The sequence below is a fragment of the Rhodococcus sp. 06-418-5 genome, from assembly GCF_002258285.1.
In the GTDB taxonomy this organism is placed as follows: domain Bacteria; phylum Actinomycetota; class Actinomycetes; order Mycobacteriales; family Mycobacteriaceae; genus Rhodococcoides.
Genome location: NZ_NOYE01000009.1, coordinates 357,554 through 373,813, shown reverse-complemented (window position 1 = coordinate 373,813; position 16,260 = coordinate 357,554). Strand labels below are relative to the sequence as shown.

The window sequence follows — 16,260 nt, the reverse complement described above, 5'->3', positions numbered from 1 at the left end:
CGACCTATCGGCCGGTCAAGCCGCCGAGGGCTCCGCCGAGTCCGTCACCGACGCCGCCGACGGCACCGCCGAGCCCGTCACCGACGCCGCCGACCACTCCGCCGAGCCCGTTACCGACGCCCTGTCCGACATCGCCGAGAGTGGGGCCCTGATAACTGGGAACCTGCACGCTCGGTGCCTGCGGAACCTGCACGGCAGGCGGTTGGTAGTTGGGAACGGTCGGAGCAGCGACGGACGGGACAGTCGGAACCGTGGCCGCGCCGTTGTCGGCTGGGGCTGCAGCAGGCGCTCCCGCGACCGGAGCGCCGGTGGCGGGGTCGATCTGCGTCACCGTGCCGTCGGCGTTGACCACCGTGGTCGGTGCGCTCTCGGATCCGCTTGCGGCGACACCGTTCTCGCCGGTGGCCGCCGTCGTCGTAGCGGCATCCGCCACCGCTGCGGTGGTGCCCGGCGTCTCGGTGCTCGAGATCGACGTTTCCGCGTTCGATTCGGCCGGAGTTGTGTTGTCGGAGGTCAACGCCGTTCCCACCGACAGGCCTCCGCCGGCCAGAAGGGCGAGGACGAGAACGGATCCGGCCACGACGCCGGCCTTCTTGCGACCGGACATCCCTGCGTCGGATTCGACGGCGGTTGGCGTCGGTGCGGGCCGGGGGGTGGGGCGAGGCATCGGCGCGGCCGCCGCATCGGACGCCACTGCCGTGGTGGGTGCCGCGGCCAAGGCTGCGGCGTCGTCGGAGGCGGTGGCGTCGGCGATGTCGCTGCCGAGAATCGCGGCACCGATTGCGACGGTCAGTTCGGGACGCGGTCCGGCGACCACGGGTGCACGCAGTTCGGACGACATCAGCTCGGCGACCAGTGGTATGGCCGAGCTGCCACCGACGAGGACCACCTGGTCGATGTCGGTGACGTCGAGGCCGGCGGCCGTGACGGCGTCGCGTACCACCCCGATCGACCCGAGCAGAGATGCGCGCACCAGTTCTTCGAGCTCGGAGCGCACCAGGCGAACCTCGGTGTGCAGGCCCGGCAGGTCGACCGTCAGGGACGTCGAGGTGTCGTAGGAGAGTTGTTCCTTCGCTTCACCGCAGCGTGCCCGCAGTTCCACCAGCGCGCCGACGGTATCGGGATCGAAGGGATCGAATTCGAAGGACTGGCTGCCCGAGACGGTGTCGAGCACGTACTGCATGATCGCGTGATCGAACTGCGCTCCGCCGTACTCCTGCGAGTGAACCCCGGTGCCGACGGTGCCTGCCTCGGAGCCGGTGCGCATCAGAGTGACGTCGAGTGCGGTCGCGCCGAGGTCGTAGACCACGGCCAGGCCATCGGACTGCGTTCCTCGGGTGACTTCGAGCCAGCGCATCGTTGCGACGGACTCCGGGACCAGCGTGACGTCGGTGAGCCCCGCGCGGTCCAGCGCGTCACCGAGAACCTCCGCGGTGTACGCGGTCCAGCGAGTGGGGTGAGTGACGACGACGGTAGGAGCGGACTCGGTTCCGGCGGAGGCCTCGGCAACGAGCGCGCGAGCAGCGGTGGCGTACAGGTCCTCGGCGTGATGGCTGCGGCCGTCGTCGTCGATCAGTTCCACCGGATCGCCGACCCGGTCGGCGAAGCCGCTGATCAGATTCCGAGTGGACCGGTCCCACAGCTCTGCCAGACGCGGGGCTTCGCCCGGGCGGAGGTCGAGTGCCGAACGCTTGACCACCGAGGTGACGGGATCGGTGTCCAGTGCGGCCGCCGCCGTCACCGAACCGATACGTATGCCGAGCCCTGCGTTCATCGTCGTGTCGCCGCCTTCGTCTCGCCCTGCCGTCGGTACTTCTGCCGTTACTCGCACTGTCGGCAGAAGCTACCTATTCGTTACGTCTCACAGCAGGTTAGAGCGTGAAACGAGTGAAATCCCCTAAAGCGCCGAGATCCCCTAATCGAAGTCCCCTGGCAACCCCCGGGGGAGTAGGGGGATCGGCCCCGTTGGGCGGGGGCTCTGCGGTGCATAGCTTTGTGATCAACCACGAAGCACCCCTCGTCAAGGAGACCCACGATGGCTACCAACGCCGTACTCGATTTCATCCTCAGCCTGCTGCGCGACGACCAGGCCGCAGCCGCCTACTGCGCCAATCCCGAGACGACGCTGGCCGCCGCGGGACTCGGCGACGTCACTCACGCCGACATCGTCGCGGTCGCACCTCTGGTCGCGGAGTCGGGACTGTTCGCCGGTGCGGGCAGCCAGCTCTCGGCCATCCTGGGTGCAGGCGGGTCGGCGGGACTCGACGGCGCACTCGCCGGAGGCGCGAGCCTCGGTGGCGGACTGTCCGCCGGACTCGGATTGGCAGCAGGCGCAGTCGCAGGCGGCGGACTCGCAGCGGGCGGCAGCCTGACCGGAGGAATCGACGTCACCGGTGAGATCGCTGCTTCCCTGCAGGCAGCACTCGCTGCAGCGTTGGCCGTCGGAGGCCAGATCGGTCTCGAGCTCGGCACTGCCTTCGGCGGCGCACTCGACGCTCTGATCGGTGCAGGCACAGGTATCGGCGGCGGGCTCGGCGGCGGCGTGGATCTGGACCTCGACGGTCTGCTCGGCGGAACCGTCGGACTCGGCGCTGCACTGACCGGACTGATCGGAGCAGGCGCAGGCATCGGCGGTGAGATCGGCGGAGACATCGCCGCACAGCTGCAGGCAGCACTCGACGCCGCCATCGGCGCGACCGGTGCCGTCGATCTCGGCGCACTGGCCGACATCCAGGGCGGCCTGGCCGGCGCACTCGGTGCGGTCTTCGGAGTCGGCGGAACCATCGGTGCAGAGCTCGGCGCTTCCCTCGGAGGAGTCTTCGACGCCGCACTCGGTGCCGGAGCCGGACTGGACATCGCCGGCGACCTCGGTGCCGCTCTGACCGCGGGAATCGGCGGCGCACTCGGCGGGCTGGGAACCATCGGAGCAGATCTGACCACCGACATCGGTGCCGCATTGGACGGCGCGCTCGGCGCAGGCGGCGCACTGGTCGGCGACCTCGCAGGCGGAGTCGGCGCGAGCCTGGGAGGTCTCTTCGCCGCAGACGGTGCCATCGCAGGATCCATCGGATCCGCGCTCGGAGCAGTCCTCGACGCAGGTGCCCTCGCAGACCTCGATGTCGACGCCCTGCTGGCCGCGGGCGGCAACCTCGGCGCAGTGGTCGGCGGCGCACTGGGAACCGCACTCGATCTCGACACCAGCGCAATCGGCAGCCTCACCGCCGCACTCGACGCTGCACTCGACGGCACGATCGGAGCAGGCGCAAACATCGGCGGCGGACTTGTCGGCGGCCTCGAAGGCGGAGTTGCCGGCGGCCTCGAAGGCATCCTCGGAACGGCATTCGGCGTCGGCGGAGCAGCCGGAGCCCAGCTCGGCACCGCCCTCGAATCGGTACTCGACACCAGCGCAGCACTCGACCTCGGAGCCGCACTCGGAGCCGGAGCCGACGTCAGCGCAGGACTCGTCGGAGCGATCGACGCAGCGGTTGCCGCCGGAGCAGACCTCTCGGGAACCGTCGAAGGAGCACTCGCCGGAGTCGGCGGACTCGGCGCAGACCTGTCGGGCGGCCTGGCCGGACTCGGCGGACTGGGCGCGGGCCTCACCGGAGGACTCGCAGGCCTCGGAAACGTCGGTGCTGATCTGACCGGTGGCCTGGCCGGCGTCGGGAACGTCGGTGGCGAACTGGCCGGTGGCCTGGCCGGCGTCGGAAACGTGGGTGGCGAACTGGCCGGTGGCCTGGCCGGCGTCGGAAACGTCGGTGCAGATCTGGCCGGTGGCCTGGCCGGCGTCGGGAACGTCGGTGCAGGTGTGGCCGGTGGTCTGGCCGGAGTGGGTGATGCAGGTGCGGGTCTGACCGGCGGCCTGGCCGGACTCGGCAGCCTCGGCGGCGGTATCGCGGGCGGAGTGGCGGGCGGAGTCGCCGGTGGCGTGGATGCTGCGGCCTCGGCCGGTGCCGGACTCGAAGGAGCCGTCACCGGTGCGGTGAGCGGCGGAATCGATGCAGCGGCGTCGGCAGGTGCGGGCCTCGAAGGTGCCGCGGGAGCTGCAGGCTCGGTTACCGGTGGCCTCGAAGGTGCCGCGGGCGGAGTAGTCGACGCCGGAACCTCGGTGGGCGGCGAGATCGCGTCCAACGTCGGCGCAGGACTGGACACCGGTGCCTCGATCGGAGGCGACTTCGCGTCCACCGTGGGTGCGGGTTTGGATGCTGGTGCGGACGCTGCGGCTTCCGCGGGCGGCGGGTTTGATTCCGCTGCCGACCTCGGTGGCCAGGCCGCGGGCGGCCTCACCGGTGGCCTGCAGTCGGGTGTCGAGGGACTGGCGGACGCCGGCGGCAGCCTTTCCTCCGCGGCATCGGGATCGTTCGATCACTCCAGCTCGTTCGATTCCTCGGCTACGGCGAACGGCTCCGGCTGGTCGAGCGTCGACTCGGACGTCTTCGGTCAGGGCGAGACCGATTCGAGCCTGTTCAGCGACTCGAGCCTGCACGGTTCGGTGGACTCGGCAGCGGACTCCCTGGGACATGTGACCGTCGATCACGACTTCGACCCGACGCAGCCCTGATCCCCTCGCCTGCGGGTAGGCAATGACATGACTCGGCCCCGAGTGTTCCCCGGCACTCGGGGCCGAGTCGTAGCTAGAGTTCGTTCCTGGGCGTCAGTGGAGCCCGGGTACCGCGGAAGTCGACGAGAACGGTTGTGAGCACGAGCGTATGGACGGGCAATCTACGGAGCTGGCAGAGCTGCTGAGCCGAACCGCGGCGGTGGCGACATCGGCGGGAAGATCCGACCTGGTGGATCGAGTCGAGGCGGCGCGCTCGCGAGTGCTGGATCCACGTCGACGCATCATCGTGGTCGGACCGCTCAAGCAGGGCAAGAGTCAGTTCGTGAATTCGCTGCTCAATCTGACGGTGTGCTCGGTCGGAGACGACGAGACCACCGCCATCCCGACCGTGGTGTCCAATGCCGAGAGCCTGTCCGCGCAGCTCGTACTCGCCGATCCGGGCAACGAACCGATTCGAGTCGATGTTCCGCCCGAGCAGATCACGACGGTCACCCCGTCGAGTCCGCTGGCCCAAGGCCGTGAGGTGTTGCGCCTGGACATCGGGGTGGCGAGCCCGTTGCTCGCCGACGGGTTGGTACTGGTCGACACTCCCGGAGTCGGTGGGCACACGAATCCGCACGCTGCAGGCACATTGGGTCTCATTCCGTCGGCCGATGCGGTGCTCGTCGTGTCCGATGCCTCGCGCGAATTCACCGAGCCGGAACTGTCCTTTCTCCGGCAGGTGCAGGGACTGTGCCCGGCCGTGGCGGTGCTGATCACCAAGATCGACCTGTATCCGCACTGGCGGCAGATCGTCGAGGCCAATCGTGGACACCTGGATCGCGCAGGCATCGACGTGCAGATGTTGCCGGTCTCGTCTCTGTTGCGTTCGCACGCACTGCGTTTGAACGACGAGGAACTCAACGCCGAGTCCGGTTTCCAGCAGCTCTACGCGTTTCTGCGGGACGACGTGGTGGCCCGGGCGGATGTGCTGGCGCGCTCCTCGGTCTCGCTCGATGTCCGTTCTGTCACCGAACATCTGACGCTCTCGTTCGGTAGTGAGCTTGCGGCACTGAAGGATCCGGAGCGAGCCGCCGCGGCCGTCGCCGGGCTGCAGCGCGCCAAGGCCGCCGCCGAGGAGCTGCACAAGCGGTCGTCGCAATGGCAGCAGACCCTCGGTGACGGTATCGCCGATCTCGCCTCCGACATCGATCACGATCTGCGCGACCGGTTGCGGCGCGTCACCCGGGAAGCGGAAGAGACCGTCGACGAGGGGGATCCGGGCAAGGATTGGCCGCAGCTCGGCGAGTGGCTCGAGGAGCAGATCGCCGCGTCGGTGGGCGACAACTTCGTCTGGGCTCACGAACGGGCACTGTGGCTTTCGGAGTTGGTGGCCGAACACTTCGCCTCGTCCGGAGCGGCAGCGTTGCCCGATCTGGATCTCGGTGATCTCGACAACGTCCTCGATCCCGTCTCGTCCCTGGCCGATCTGGAATCCGGTCGTATCGGAATCACCCAGAAGGTCCTGGTGGGAATGCGCGGGTCTTACGGCGGTGTGCTGATGTTCGGCCTGATCACCACGTTCGTCGGATTGAGTCTGCTCAACCCTATTTCGATCGGTGCGGGCGTACTGCTGGGCACCAAGGCGTACAAGGAGGACAAGGAGAACCGCGTCAAAGCGCGGCGGTCCGAGGCCAAGATCGCGATCAGGCGATTCACCGACGACGTCAGCTTCCAGGTGGGCAAGGAGTCCAAGGACCGGCTGCGGCAGATTCAGCGAGTCCTGCGTGATCACTTCACCTCGATCGCCGAGCAGACGCTGCGCTCGCTCAACGAGTCGTTGCGCTCGGCGCAGGAGGCCGCCGCTGCCGACAACACCGACCGTGCCGCTCGCATCGCCGCGCTGGAGAAGGACATGCGGGTGGTGTCCGAACTGAATTCTCGGGCAGTATCTCTGGTCGAGGACGCTGCCGTATGAGCGTGGCGGCTCTCGCCCGGGCCCGCGACCTCATCTCTGCGGCACGATCGACGTACTCCGGTGATGCCGAAGCGTCCTGGATGCTCGACGAATGCCTCTACCGCCTGGACGAGCCGCTGCGCGTGGCCCTCGCGGGATCACTCAAGGCAGGTAAGTCGACGCTGCTGAATTCTCTCGTCGGGCAGGATATCGCCCCGACCGACGCCACCGAGTGCACGAAGGTCGTCACGTGGTACCGCAACGGCGTCACTCCCGCCGTCACGGCCTGGTACGACGGTGACCGAGCCGCGAACGTGCCGGTGCAACGGCGCGACGGGCGATTGACCTTCGACCTCGGGTCGTTGACGGCCGCGCAGGTCGACCGACTCGACGTCGAATGGCCTGCAAGCGCTTTGGCACAGACGACGATCATCGACACCCCCGGTACCTCGTCTCTGTCGCGAGACGTGTCGGCACGCACGTTGGCGATGCTCACGCCCGAGAACTCGTCGTCGGGTGCGGACGCCGTCGTGTATCTGCTGCGCACTCTCAATGCGACCGACGTGTCGTTTCTCGGTCAGATCGGCGCGCACGTGGGCGGCGATTCGGGACCGCTCGGTGTGATCGGCGTCGTCTCGCGAGCCGACGAGGTGGGTTCGGGGCGGATGGACGCGATGATGTCGGCCAAGGAGGTCGCTGCGCGATTCGCGTCCGAACTCGAGGCCACCGGCCTGTGCCAGGCGGTGGTTCCGGTTGCAGGACTGCTCGCGCTCGGCGCGGAAACCCTGCGGCAGAACGAGTTCGCGGCCTTCGAGATGCTGGCGACCGTGCCCACCGAGGATCTGCAGTTGGCGATGCTCTCGGCCGACCGTTTCGTGCGCGCGGAGAGCACGCTCCCGGTCGATGCAGCGCTGCGGGCCAGCATCGTCGACCGGTTCGGGCTGTTCGGTATTCGGATGGCTGTGACGTTGATTCGGCTCGGGGTGCGCGATTCGCCGACGCTGGCTGCCGATCTGGTCGAGCGCAGTGGGCTCACCGAACTTCGGTCGGTGATCGACGTGCAGTTCGGTCAACGTGCCGACCAGCTGAAGTTGCATTCGGCTCTGGTTGCGCTGCAACGGATCCTGGAGTTCAGGCCGGAGTCTCACGCGCTTCGCACCGAGGCCGGCCGAATGCTCGCCGACGTGCACGGATTCGCCGAACTGCGTCTGCTCGGTCGATTGCGTTCCACCACACCGAAACTGCCCGACGGCGGACTGCTCGAGCTGCAGCGCATCATCGGTGGCTTCGGTATCGCTGCCACCGAGCGTCTCGATCTGCCTCCCGATGCCGGACGAGCTCAGCAGCGCGACACCGCGCTGGCGGCCGTGCACAAGTGGCGCGCATTGTCCGAGCATCCACTGCTGGACCGGTTCACCTCAACCTCGTGCGCCACGGCGGCCCGCAGCGCCGAAGGAATACTCGCGTCTCTGGCCTGATCTATCGGGCCGAATCGGCCGCGGCGATCCAGTCGATCGCCTGGCGTAGCGGCATCGGTCGGGCAATGTGATATCCCTGCGCCATGTCCACGCCCAGTGTGCACACGTAGTCCCACATCTGTTGGCTCTCCACGCCTTCGACTACGGTTCGTGCATCGAGCGCTTTCGCCAGTCGCACAGCGGCATCGAGAATGGCTCGGCCGCGCGGGTGACTCGATGCTCGCTGAAGCAGAGATCGGTCGATCTTGATGACGTCCGGTTCGAGTCTGTCGAGCAGCTCGAGGTTCGAGTATCCGGTGCCGAAGTCGTCGATGCTGATCTTCGCGCCGAATCGTTTCAGTATGCCCAGGGTGTCTCGGGCTCGACCGTGCTCGTCGAGCAATGCCGATTCGGTGACCTCGATGACGAGCTTGTCGAACCCTCCTGGTGGTGCCCAGGTGATGAGACGGTCGATGACGTCGCGTTCGTCGAGTTCGATTCCGGAGAAATTCGCGGCCACCTGTGGGCGGGTCTCACCGAGTTCGTCTTCGAGTAGGTTCAGATCCGCATCGAGCAACGTGAGAACGATCTTTCCCAACGCCCGGAGATGGCCTGTCTGAGTGGCGTGGTCGATGAACTCCTGAGCGGGAACGACGACCCCGTTCCGCCGCCATCGGACCAGTGCCTCCAGCATCGTCACCCGGCCGGTGCTCACATCGACGATCGGCTGGTAGTGCAACTCGAAATCCTTGTTGCGGAACGCTTCTCCCAGCTCGTGGCGGATCGATGCCCGGTCGTCTGCGATCGCGTTCATGCTTGGAGCGAAGTACATGTGACGGTCACGGCCGCCTTTCTTCGCTTCGTACATGGCCGTGTCGGCGTTGTGCAGCAGTGCGTCCGCAGTTGTGCCGTCGTCCGGACTCAGGGCGATACCGATCGATGCCGAGACGTACACCGTCGCGTCGACGAGGGTGATCGGGTTCCGTAAGTCCAGAAGAATTCTGTGCGTCAGGATCTCGAGGCTGTCCAGGTCCTCGCTTCGGGTCACGAGAACGGCAAATTCGTCGCCGCCGAGACGACCGACGATGTCGTGTCGGCGTGCAGCCTGCTGCAGTCGTGCAGCAACCGTGCGCAGTACGACATCACCTGCACGATGCCCGAAGCGATCGTTGATCTCCTTGAAGTCGTCCAGGTCGATCCACAGTGCAGCGACTCTCGTGGTCCCGGAATCCAGGAGTTCGGCGAGGCGTGATCGAAAGAACTGCCTGGTGAGCAGACCGGTGTGTCGGTCGAACTGTTCCCGAGCGGCCAGGTCGGCGCTGATTTCGCGTATCCGTGAGGTGTCGTGAACGATTGCAACCGAATGCGGTCCGGCGGGCGAATCGGATTTCACCGGTACGGCACGGAATTCGATACTGATCGGATGCGACGATCCATGTGCGTCGACGACCGTCCAGCTGTCGAACGCACCGTTGTCCGCCGGACCCGGTTCGATCTCGGGTGAAGGGGCCACGGCTCCGGCCCTTCGATCGATGAGCATCGACAGGCTCGTTCCGATCAATTCGTGTGGCTCGAATCGGGTGATGGCCGTGAAACCGGTGCTGATGGACAGTATCCGGTTCTCGCGATCGAGCACGACGATCCCGGCGGTGACCGTGCCGAAGAGTGCGTCGAGTACGGCACTCCGCTCCGCTGCCTGGTCCTCGAAGACTCGGCGGTCGGTGACATCGACGGCGCTGCCGATGACCAGTCGGTCGGCGGGGTCGGTCGTACGGACCGTGTGGGCAACTTCTTCGATCCAACGAATCGATCCGTCCGGACGGACGATGCGATACTCGCATGTCCAATCTTGTTCGGCAGCAGCAGAAACAGTGGCGACTCGGTCTCGGTCCTCCGGGTGCACGGTCGACAGAAGTAGCCGCGGCTCCGCCATGACCCTGTCGCGGTCGAGACCGTAGATGTCCTCGACGCGTGAGTTGACGAACGTCAGCGTGCCGGTGGCGTCGCGCTGCCAGACTATCTCGCGGATGGAGTCGGCAACGAGGTGAAAATTGCTCAGTGCGGCATCGCGAGCCCGCCTCGTGGCGCTGATCTCGCCGACATCGGTCACCACCACGATGACACCCCGCACGTCGCCGTCGGAACCCAGATAGGGCTGGGTCTGCAGAAGGTAATCGGCGTTGGCGCTGCTGATTTCGCGTATGCGCGACTGGCGATGTTCGAGTGTCGCGTTGAGGTCCTCCTCGAGGCCGGGGATCTCGACCGTGGAGGGAATGGCTGTGAGCGGTCGGCCTCGGTCCGCGTCGATCAACGAGAACAAGCGAACGGCGAGGGGAGTGAAGCGGGTGACGCGCAGTTCGCGGTCGATGATGATCAGTCCGCTGGTGAGCGACGACTGAATGTTGGTGAGATCGGAGTTGGCCTGTTGCGCCTCGTTGGTGCGCGCTTGGAGTTCTTGGTTGAGGGTCGTCAGCTCCTCGTTGGTCGCTTCGAGTTCCTCGTTGGCGGCCTGGGCTTCTTCGGTGGTGGCCTGTAATTCCTCCGAGGATGCCTGCAGCTCTTCGTTCATCGCCTGCAGTTCTTCGTTCGAAGATCCGAGGTCGGCGACGATGGCCTCCAGCGCCCGCTGCGTGGAGTCGAGTTGTGCATTCATGTCCAGGACGGGTGTGGACGAATCCACCGTTCCGTGCGTGGGCGCAGACTCCTCGGCGCGGAACGACACGACCGTCCGGGTCGTGAACTCCGTCGATACCCGAGCGCCCGTGATGCGCACGCGATGTGCCTCGCCGGCCACCAATTCCACTGTTGTGGACTCGGTTTGACGCAGTCGACTGAGTAGCGTCCGCACCTTGAGGCGATAGGGTTCCCGGATGATCTCGGCCACCGCCCCGGTCTGTCTACCCTCGCCGACCGTGCACCATCGTGAGACGTCGCCGATCACCTCGATCAGTACATCGCGGTCGTCGACGATCAGCATCGGAGCCGAGGTGATCTGGAGTATGCGGCGGTATGGGAGTTCGGTGTCGGCGCGAGTCGGGCCTGTGCCGCTCGGGAAATTGGCCCCGCCGGCCGGTGGAGCTTGAAGGCGTCGAGTCACGGCGATGGACGGCAGGCGGCTCGAGTCGCCCCGCCGGTAGATTCGGTGTGTGTAGTCGGCCGCGGTGAACACGGCATCGACATTGGAGATTCGCTCCGACAAGCCGAGAACGACGAGCCCGTCCGGCACCAGGGCGTAGTGGCACAGATCCATCACCCGTGCCTGGAGGCGCGGCTCGAAATAGATGAGTGTGTTGCGGAGCGAGATCAGGTGCACCCGAGGAAACGGCGGGTCGTACGCCACATTGTGGCGAGCGATGATCATGCACTCGCGCAGTTCCGGGACGACGGCCCATCCGGCGGTGGACTGATACATCCATCGGTCACGAAGCCGTTGTGGAACGGCCTCGACCTCGGTGGCGCGGTACTGGCCTCGCCGCGCGACGGTCAGCGCAGCGTCGTCGAGGTCGGTGGCGAACACCTTCAATCTGCTGCTCAGCCCACTCCTGTTCTCGGCACCATCGAGAGCATCGGCAGCCAACATCGCAATCGTGTAAGCCTCTTCTCCCGTTGCACATCCGGGTATCCACAGGCGGAGGGGTTCGTGAGCCGCCAGCGAACGGACCACGGTCTTCAACCGCAGTCCCACGCTCTCCCACACTGCTCCGTCGCGGAAGAACGAGGTGACACTGACGAGAATCGCTCGTGCGAGTGCACCGGCTTCGGCGGTGTCGTCCGCCAGCGAGGCGGCATACTCGGCCACCGAGATCCCTTTACCGTGTCGACGACGCTCGATCTGTCGACTCAACGTCGAACGCTTGTAGCGCGAGTAGTCGATACCGGTGGCCAGGCGCAGGCACTCGACGATCGTCGCCAGATCTGCCGCGTCCGGATCCGGGGTGTCGGTCGAGACTTCCGACCGGGGTCGGTCCTCCGCCGCTGCCCCGTCCGTTGTGGGACCGGTCTGCTCGTCCGCAGGGCGCGCCGATCGCCCGAACAACAGGTCGTGCAGTTCGGTGCCGATGGACTCGGCAGGAGCGGTCAGATTCACCGACCCGGTGTCGAGGGTGGAGGTGGGCATCTGCTCGAATGCCGCGGTCGTCGGGTCCTGGACTGCAACGACCCCGCCGCCGTCGCGGATCGCGGTCGCCCCGGCGGCACCGTCACCGCCGCTGCCGGACAGGACCACGCCCACGGCGTCGGGGCCGAATTCCGAGGCCAACGACTGCAGCAACCGATCGATGTTCGGCCATGGTCGCTTCTGTGGACTGGGTTGCGGAAGTCGTATCGAGTCCTTCGCGACCACGATGTCCGAGCCGGGAGGCCCCACGTAGACGACCCCAGGTTCGAGTTTCGCTCCATCCACGGCGGCCACCACTGCCATCGTCGTGTGGTGCGAGAGAAGTTCCACCAGGGCACTGTCCTGATTCGGAGCTCGGTGCTGAGCCACGACAAAACACCAGGAAGCGGCGGCCGGAGCTCCGGAGAGGAACCGGGCGACCGCGTCCAGTCCACCGGCCGAACTGCCGACTCCGACCACCCGCAATCTGGGATGGCCATCGTTTCCGTCAACCATCGGCAGGCACCTTCCTGGACGTCGGCACTCACTCAACCACACGATGACCGGTACCGTACGTTCTTCGGACGCGCGGACGCGACTCGTCAGCGCCGGGGTGCGAGCGCGACGAGGGTGGTGGCCGCGGAGGCACCCGCGACGACGAACGGCCCCCAGTGCAGGACGCCACCGAGCAACGCGGGAGCGTCGGAGACGAACGTCGAGAACGTGATCGATGCACCGACGGTCAGGATTCCGACCGCGCCCATCAGGACCTTCGACGACGTCGCTGCATTGCGCAGTAGATTCAGTGCGACGAAACCGAGCAGCACGAGCACAGCCGCGGCGGCCCCGCTGGACAGCAGCGTGGCCGAGGCAGTGTTGCGGACGTCGGCCGCACTTGCTGTCGAATCTTGTTGCGCTACTGCATTTTCGACGCCGGAGAGCACAGGCTCCCAGTTCAGGGCGGCCGCCGCGGCCAACGCGAGAATCAGTGCCGCTGTCAGTGCCCACAGCGCATTCGCGACCTTCGGCAGTACCGAGGAAGTGGGCTCCTGCCGTGGCCGCAGCGGTTCGACGGCGACATCGGGCCGCGGTGGTTGCGGACGGGGAGGGCGGGGCCTCCGCGATGTCGGGTCGTTCTGTTCATCGGCCACGCGCAGGAGTCTATCCGTCGGCGGTGACGGGCCGCTGTCTCAGCGCAGCACCACCGGCACACCCTCGTACGGACGCAGGGTCATCGGGAAGCTGTTCAGCTCGTCAACGGTGGCGATTTCGTTGTCGTCGAAGACATCGACGGCGCATGTACCGGGCACCAGGTGCTTGGACTGGATGGTGGCACTGATCTCCTCGGACGAGAAGTTGAGTACCGTCGCCTGGATGGTTCCCTGGCTGAGCTCGTGCACCATGACCAGCAGGCCCTTGTGCGAGACCGTCGGAATATCGATCTGCTGAGCGGTTGCGATTCCGAACCGCTTGCGCAACTCGATGATTCGCGCCAACTGGCGGGCGAACGACTGTGGGTCGGCCAGCTGCTCGGGGAGCGAGCCGTACAGGCTGCGCCCGCGGGGAATCCCCGACTCCGAGCGCACGGCCTCGGGGAAGTACCCCATCAGATCGTGTGCACCACGGTTGAGCCACCGAGTGTCACCTTCGCGGATGAGGTCGTCGACCTCCTCGGCGTCGATGGGCAGAATGCCGAGCAGATCCCAGCCCGACAGGGCGAACACGCCCGGCTGCAACGCGTTGTACATCGCCAACAGCAGGTGAGCCCGCTTGACGGTGTCGATGTCTCGCTCGTCCATGCGGTCCAGATCGCGGATGCCCAGCGATGCGGTGATCACGCTCGCTGTGGTGCAGGCGATTCCGTTGGTGGTGAACGTTCGGTTGTACGGTGCCCACCGTCCGGTGAGTCGATCGGTCAGCTCACCGCGAATACGGTCACCCAGATCGCTGCCCTTGACCGCCTCGCCGCCGTAGGTGAACTCGTCCTCGGCGTGCAGGGTGGCGAAATGGATGAGCTCGAACGTCATCTCGTCGTGGTTCTGCAACGCGTGCACCAGAGACGCCGTGTCGACGCCGTGATCGCGGGCCAAAGTCATGGTGAGCCTGAGGAATTCGGTGTTCCCCATGACGAGGGCATGCTGATATGCCGGGCGGTTGATGAAGTCGTACGACAGATCGGCTCCGTTGGCACCCATGGCCTTGATGTCGTCGATGGTCAGGTTCAGCTCCTGGAAGGTGAACCCGCCCATCTTGCGCACCACGCTGGCGATCAGGTGGTTCGCTGCCTCGGACAGTGGATGGCCCTCGGACCAGCCCGGTCCCTCGGCTCGACGCTCCACACCGAGAAAACCGTTGGCGTCCAACCGCAATGCGCCTGCACCCAGATCGGCGATGGAATGGCACGCGTCGCCGATCACCAGTCGCATTCCGGCGAAGGAGGGATCGAGCCAGTTGATCGACGGCTGACCGGCCTTGAAGTAGTGCAGGTACACCCAGCGACGTTCGACGCCGTCGATACCGACGACGGGAGGTGTTGCGCTCCAGTTGGTTTCCTTCACGCCGAGCTCGTAGAAGATGACACGCTGCAGCTGACCGATGATGTATCCGGCGCGGGCGAGATTGGCCTCGGCCTCGGCGTCGATGTTCTGAGAATCGGCACCGGCCCGCACTCGCGGCAGCAGATGCCAGTCCTGCGGTTCGATCTCGACCATGTGGTAGATGCCGGGGTAGTCGGCCACGGCCATCTCGGCAAGTCTGAAGTCCGCGCCCTTGCCGGTATGGCCGGGAACGATGTCGTCGATCACGATGCCGTCGTACGCCGAGGCCACCACGCACAGGCGTCGGAACTCTTCTTCCGATCCGAATGCGGGGTCGATCTGCATGCCGATCCGGTCGAAGTGTCCGTCGACCGAGGGGGTCGGACGCCAACCGTGGATACCGCCTGCCACCTTCACCGGGCCGGTATGCACTGCGGTGACACCGATTTCGGAGAACGCCTGCCACAGCTTCTCGTCGCCGAGAGTGCTCAGGAAACTCGTCTGTGGGGCGTTGATCACAGAGATGGGATACGCGGTGAACCACACCGGTGCGCGCTCGACGGCGGCGCGCGGATCGGGGTCGGCATACGGGTTCTGCCACATGCTGCCCTTGCCCGAGAGTTGCTCGGCGATCAACTTGGCATCGCGCAGCATCGACTGTTCGGTGAGCCAGTCCACGTACTCGGGGTTCGACGCCACCGGTTCGCTGTCGGGAGTGGGGCTGTTGCTTCGGTTGGCGCGACGCACCGAGGGTCGAAGTGGTTTCGGCCGAGCCGGATAGAACTTCTCGTCGTAGGTGATCTCGCTCGGTTCGTGCTGCACTTCGGGATCCATGTGCCTCCGTAGCCTCGCTTTTCCTCAACCCTACGTAGGGCGCGGCCGATCCGCAGGGTTGTGGTTCCCCTGATCGGTGAGCGGTGAAACCTGGCTCGCCGACCGGTGAAACCTACGCCGAACTACACGGATGTGATTCGCCAGGGGCCCTTTCCTTCGATATGCGAACGTCATCGAATCGAGACCGCCTGGTGTGGAATGTCTGATTCGGATAGGCCATAGTGAGTCAGGTACCAACTGACCCATCTGTCACATCAGACTCATGAGTCACATCCCCCTCAGCTACAGGAGTTGTTCATGCGACGTCTTGCCCGCACATCGATCCTGGCCTCGACGGCCGCTCTGGCCGCCGCCATCGGTGCGGTCGCCCTCGCACCGGCAGCATCGGCCGAACCGGCACCCGAACCCGTCGGCCCGTTCGGCTCGGTGGTGCTCGAAAGCCCGGACCTGGTGGTGACCATGGCCGCCGTCTGCGACACCACGGTCGAGGACGCACCCGAGGGCGGTGTCGTCGCACTGCAGGTCAAGGTCGACAACGTCGGCGCGGACGACGCCTCGAACGTCAACGTCAACTACGGCGCACTGCCGGGCGTGCAGGGTCAGAACACCGAGGCGACCATCGAGGCAGGCGAAGCGGCCACGTACACGGTGCCCTCGGTCGATCGTGAATGGATCGCTCGTCCCGCCGGTGCCGCGGCATTCGCCAGTGCACTCGATGCGAACTTCCTCGACAACATCACCGGTGGCCTTCTCAGCCACAGCTGCATTCCCGCACCGGCCGAGGAGCCTGCCGAGTAATTCCTTCCGCAACAGCTTTCTCCCCGCTGCGCCGCGACGAT

The 16,260-nt window shown here is 66.2% G+C and carries 8 protein-coding genes; 4 read left to right on the top strand and 4 right to left on the bottom strand.

What is annotated here, in order from left to right:
* Positions 1–4: 4 nt before the first annotated feature.
* Positions 5–1,774, bottom strand: a complete 1,770-nt coding sequence (locus tag CH274_RS05560) for an Hsp70 family protein (protein WP_094656836.1) — start codon at positions 1,772–1,774, stop codon at positions 5–7.
* Between the two features lie 261 nt (positions 1,775–2,035).
* Here CH274_RS05560 and CH274_RS05555 point away from each other — a divergent pair, with 261 nt between their 5' ends.
* From CH274_RS05555 to CH274_RS05545, 3 genes are all read left to right on the top strand, one after another.
* Positions 2,036–4,561: an IniB N-terminal domain-containing protein gene (locus CH274_RS05555; RefSeq protein ID WP_094656837.1), complete on the top strand. Its 2,526-nt coding sequence runs from the start codon at positions 2,036–2,038 to the stop codon at positions 4,559–4,561.
* A gap of 148 nt (positions 4,562–4,709) precedes the next feature.
* A complete protein-coding gene (locus CH274_RS05550) occupies positions 4,710–6,518 on the top strand; it encodes a dynamin family protein (RefSeq protein WP_045196879.1) in 1,809 nt (602 codons plus the stop codon).
* Positions 6,515–7,975: a dynamin family protein gene (locus CH274_RS05545; protein WP_032396077.1), complete on the top strand. Its 1,461-nt coding sequence runs from the start codon at positions 6,515–6,517 to the stop codon at positions 7,973–7,975. Before CH274_RS05550 ends, CH274_RS05545 begins: the two co-directional genes overlap by 4 nt.
* A 1-nt stretch (position 7,976) precedes the next feature.
* On the opposite strand, the gene CH274_RS05540 is transcribed toward CH274_RS05545, so the two are convergent.
* The 3 genes from CH274_RS05540 to treS all read right to left on the bottom strand — a co-directional run bounded on the left by CH274_RS05540 (position 7,977) and on the right by treS (position 15,421).
* Positions 7,977–12,566: an EAL domain-containing protein gene (locus CH274_RS05540; protein WP_094656838.1), complete on the bottom strand. Its 4,590-nt coding sequence runs from the start codon at positions 12,564–12,566 to the stop codon at positions 7,977–7,979.
* Between the two features lie 86 nt (positions 12,567–12,652).
* Positions 12,653–13,201 carry a hypothetical protein gene (locus CH274_RS05535; RefSeq protein ID WP_094656839.1) on the bottom strand — a complete coding sequence of 183 codons (549 nt, stop codon included), beginning with the start codon at positions 13,199–13,201 and terminating at the stop codon, positions 12,653–12,655.
* A 39-nt stretch (positions 13,202–13,240) separates the two neighbouring features.
* The gene (treS, locus tag CH274_RS05530) at positions 13,241–15,421 is read right to left on the bottom strand and encodes a maltose alpha-D-glucosyltransferase (RefSeq protein WP_032396074.1); all 2,181 of its coding nucleotides are present in this window, start codon (positions 15,419–15,421) and stop codon (positions 13,241–13,243) included.
* 297 nt (positions 15,422–15,718) lie between these two features.
* Between treS and CH274_RS05525 the strand changes: the two genes are divergently transcribed.
* Positions 15,719–16,219 (top strand): Pro-kumamolisin, activation domain family protein, encoded by a 501-nt coding sequence (locus CH274_RS05525; RefSeq protein ID WP_094656840.1) that lies wholly within the window; start codon positions 15,719–15,721, stop codon positions 16,217–16,219.
* The last annotated feature ends 41 nt before the right edge of the window (positions 16,220–16,260 follow it).

Excerpts from the sequence above, each read along its gene's own strand:
- CH274_RS05560 (WP_094656836.1), bottom strand. The coding sequence starts at position 1,774 with ATGAACGCAGGGCTCGGCATACGTATCGGTTCGGTGACGGCGGCGGCC.
- CH274_RS05555 (WP_094656837.1), top strand. The coding sequence starts at position 2,036 with ATGGCTACCAACGCCGTACTCGATTTCATCCTCAGCCTGCTGCGCGAC.
- CH274_RS05550 (WP_045196879.1), top strand. The coding sequence starts at position 4,710 with ATGGACGGGCAATCTACGGAGCTGGCAGAGCTGCTGAGCCGAACCGCG.
- CH274_RS05545 (WP_032396077.1), top strand. The coding sequence starts at position 6,515 with ATGAGCGTGGCGGCTCTCGCCCGGGCCCGCGACCTCATCTCTGCGGCA.
- CH274_RS05540 (WP_094656838.1), bottom strand. The coding sequence starts at position 12,566 with ATGGTTGACGGAAACGATGGCCATCCCAGATTGCGGGTGGTCGGAGTC.
- treS (WP_032396074.1), bottom strand. The coding sequence starts at position 15,421 with ATGGATCCCGAAGTGCAGCACGAACCGAGCGAGATCACCTACGACGAG.
- CH274_RS05525 (WP_094656840.1), top strand. The coding sequence starts at position 15,719 with ATGCGACGTCTTGCCCGCACATCGATCCTGGCCTCGACGGCCGCTCTG.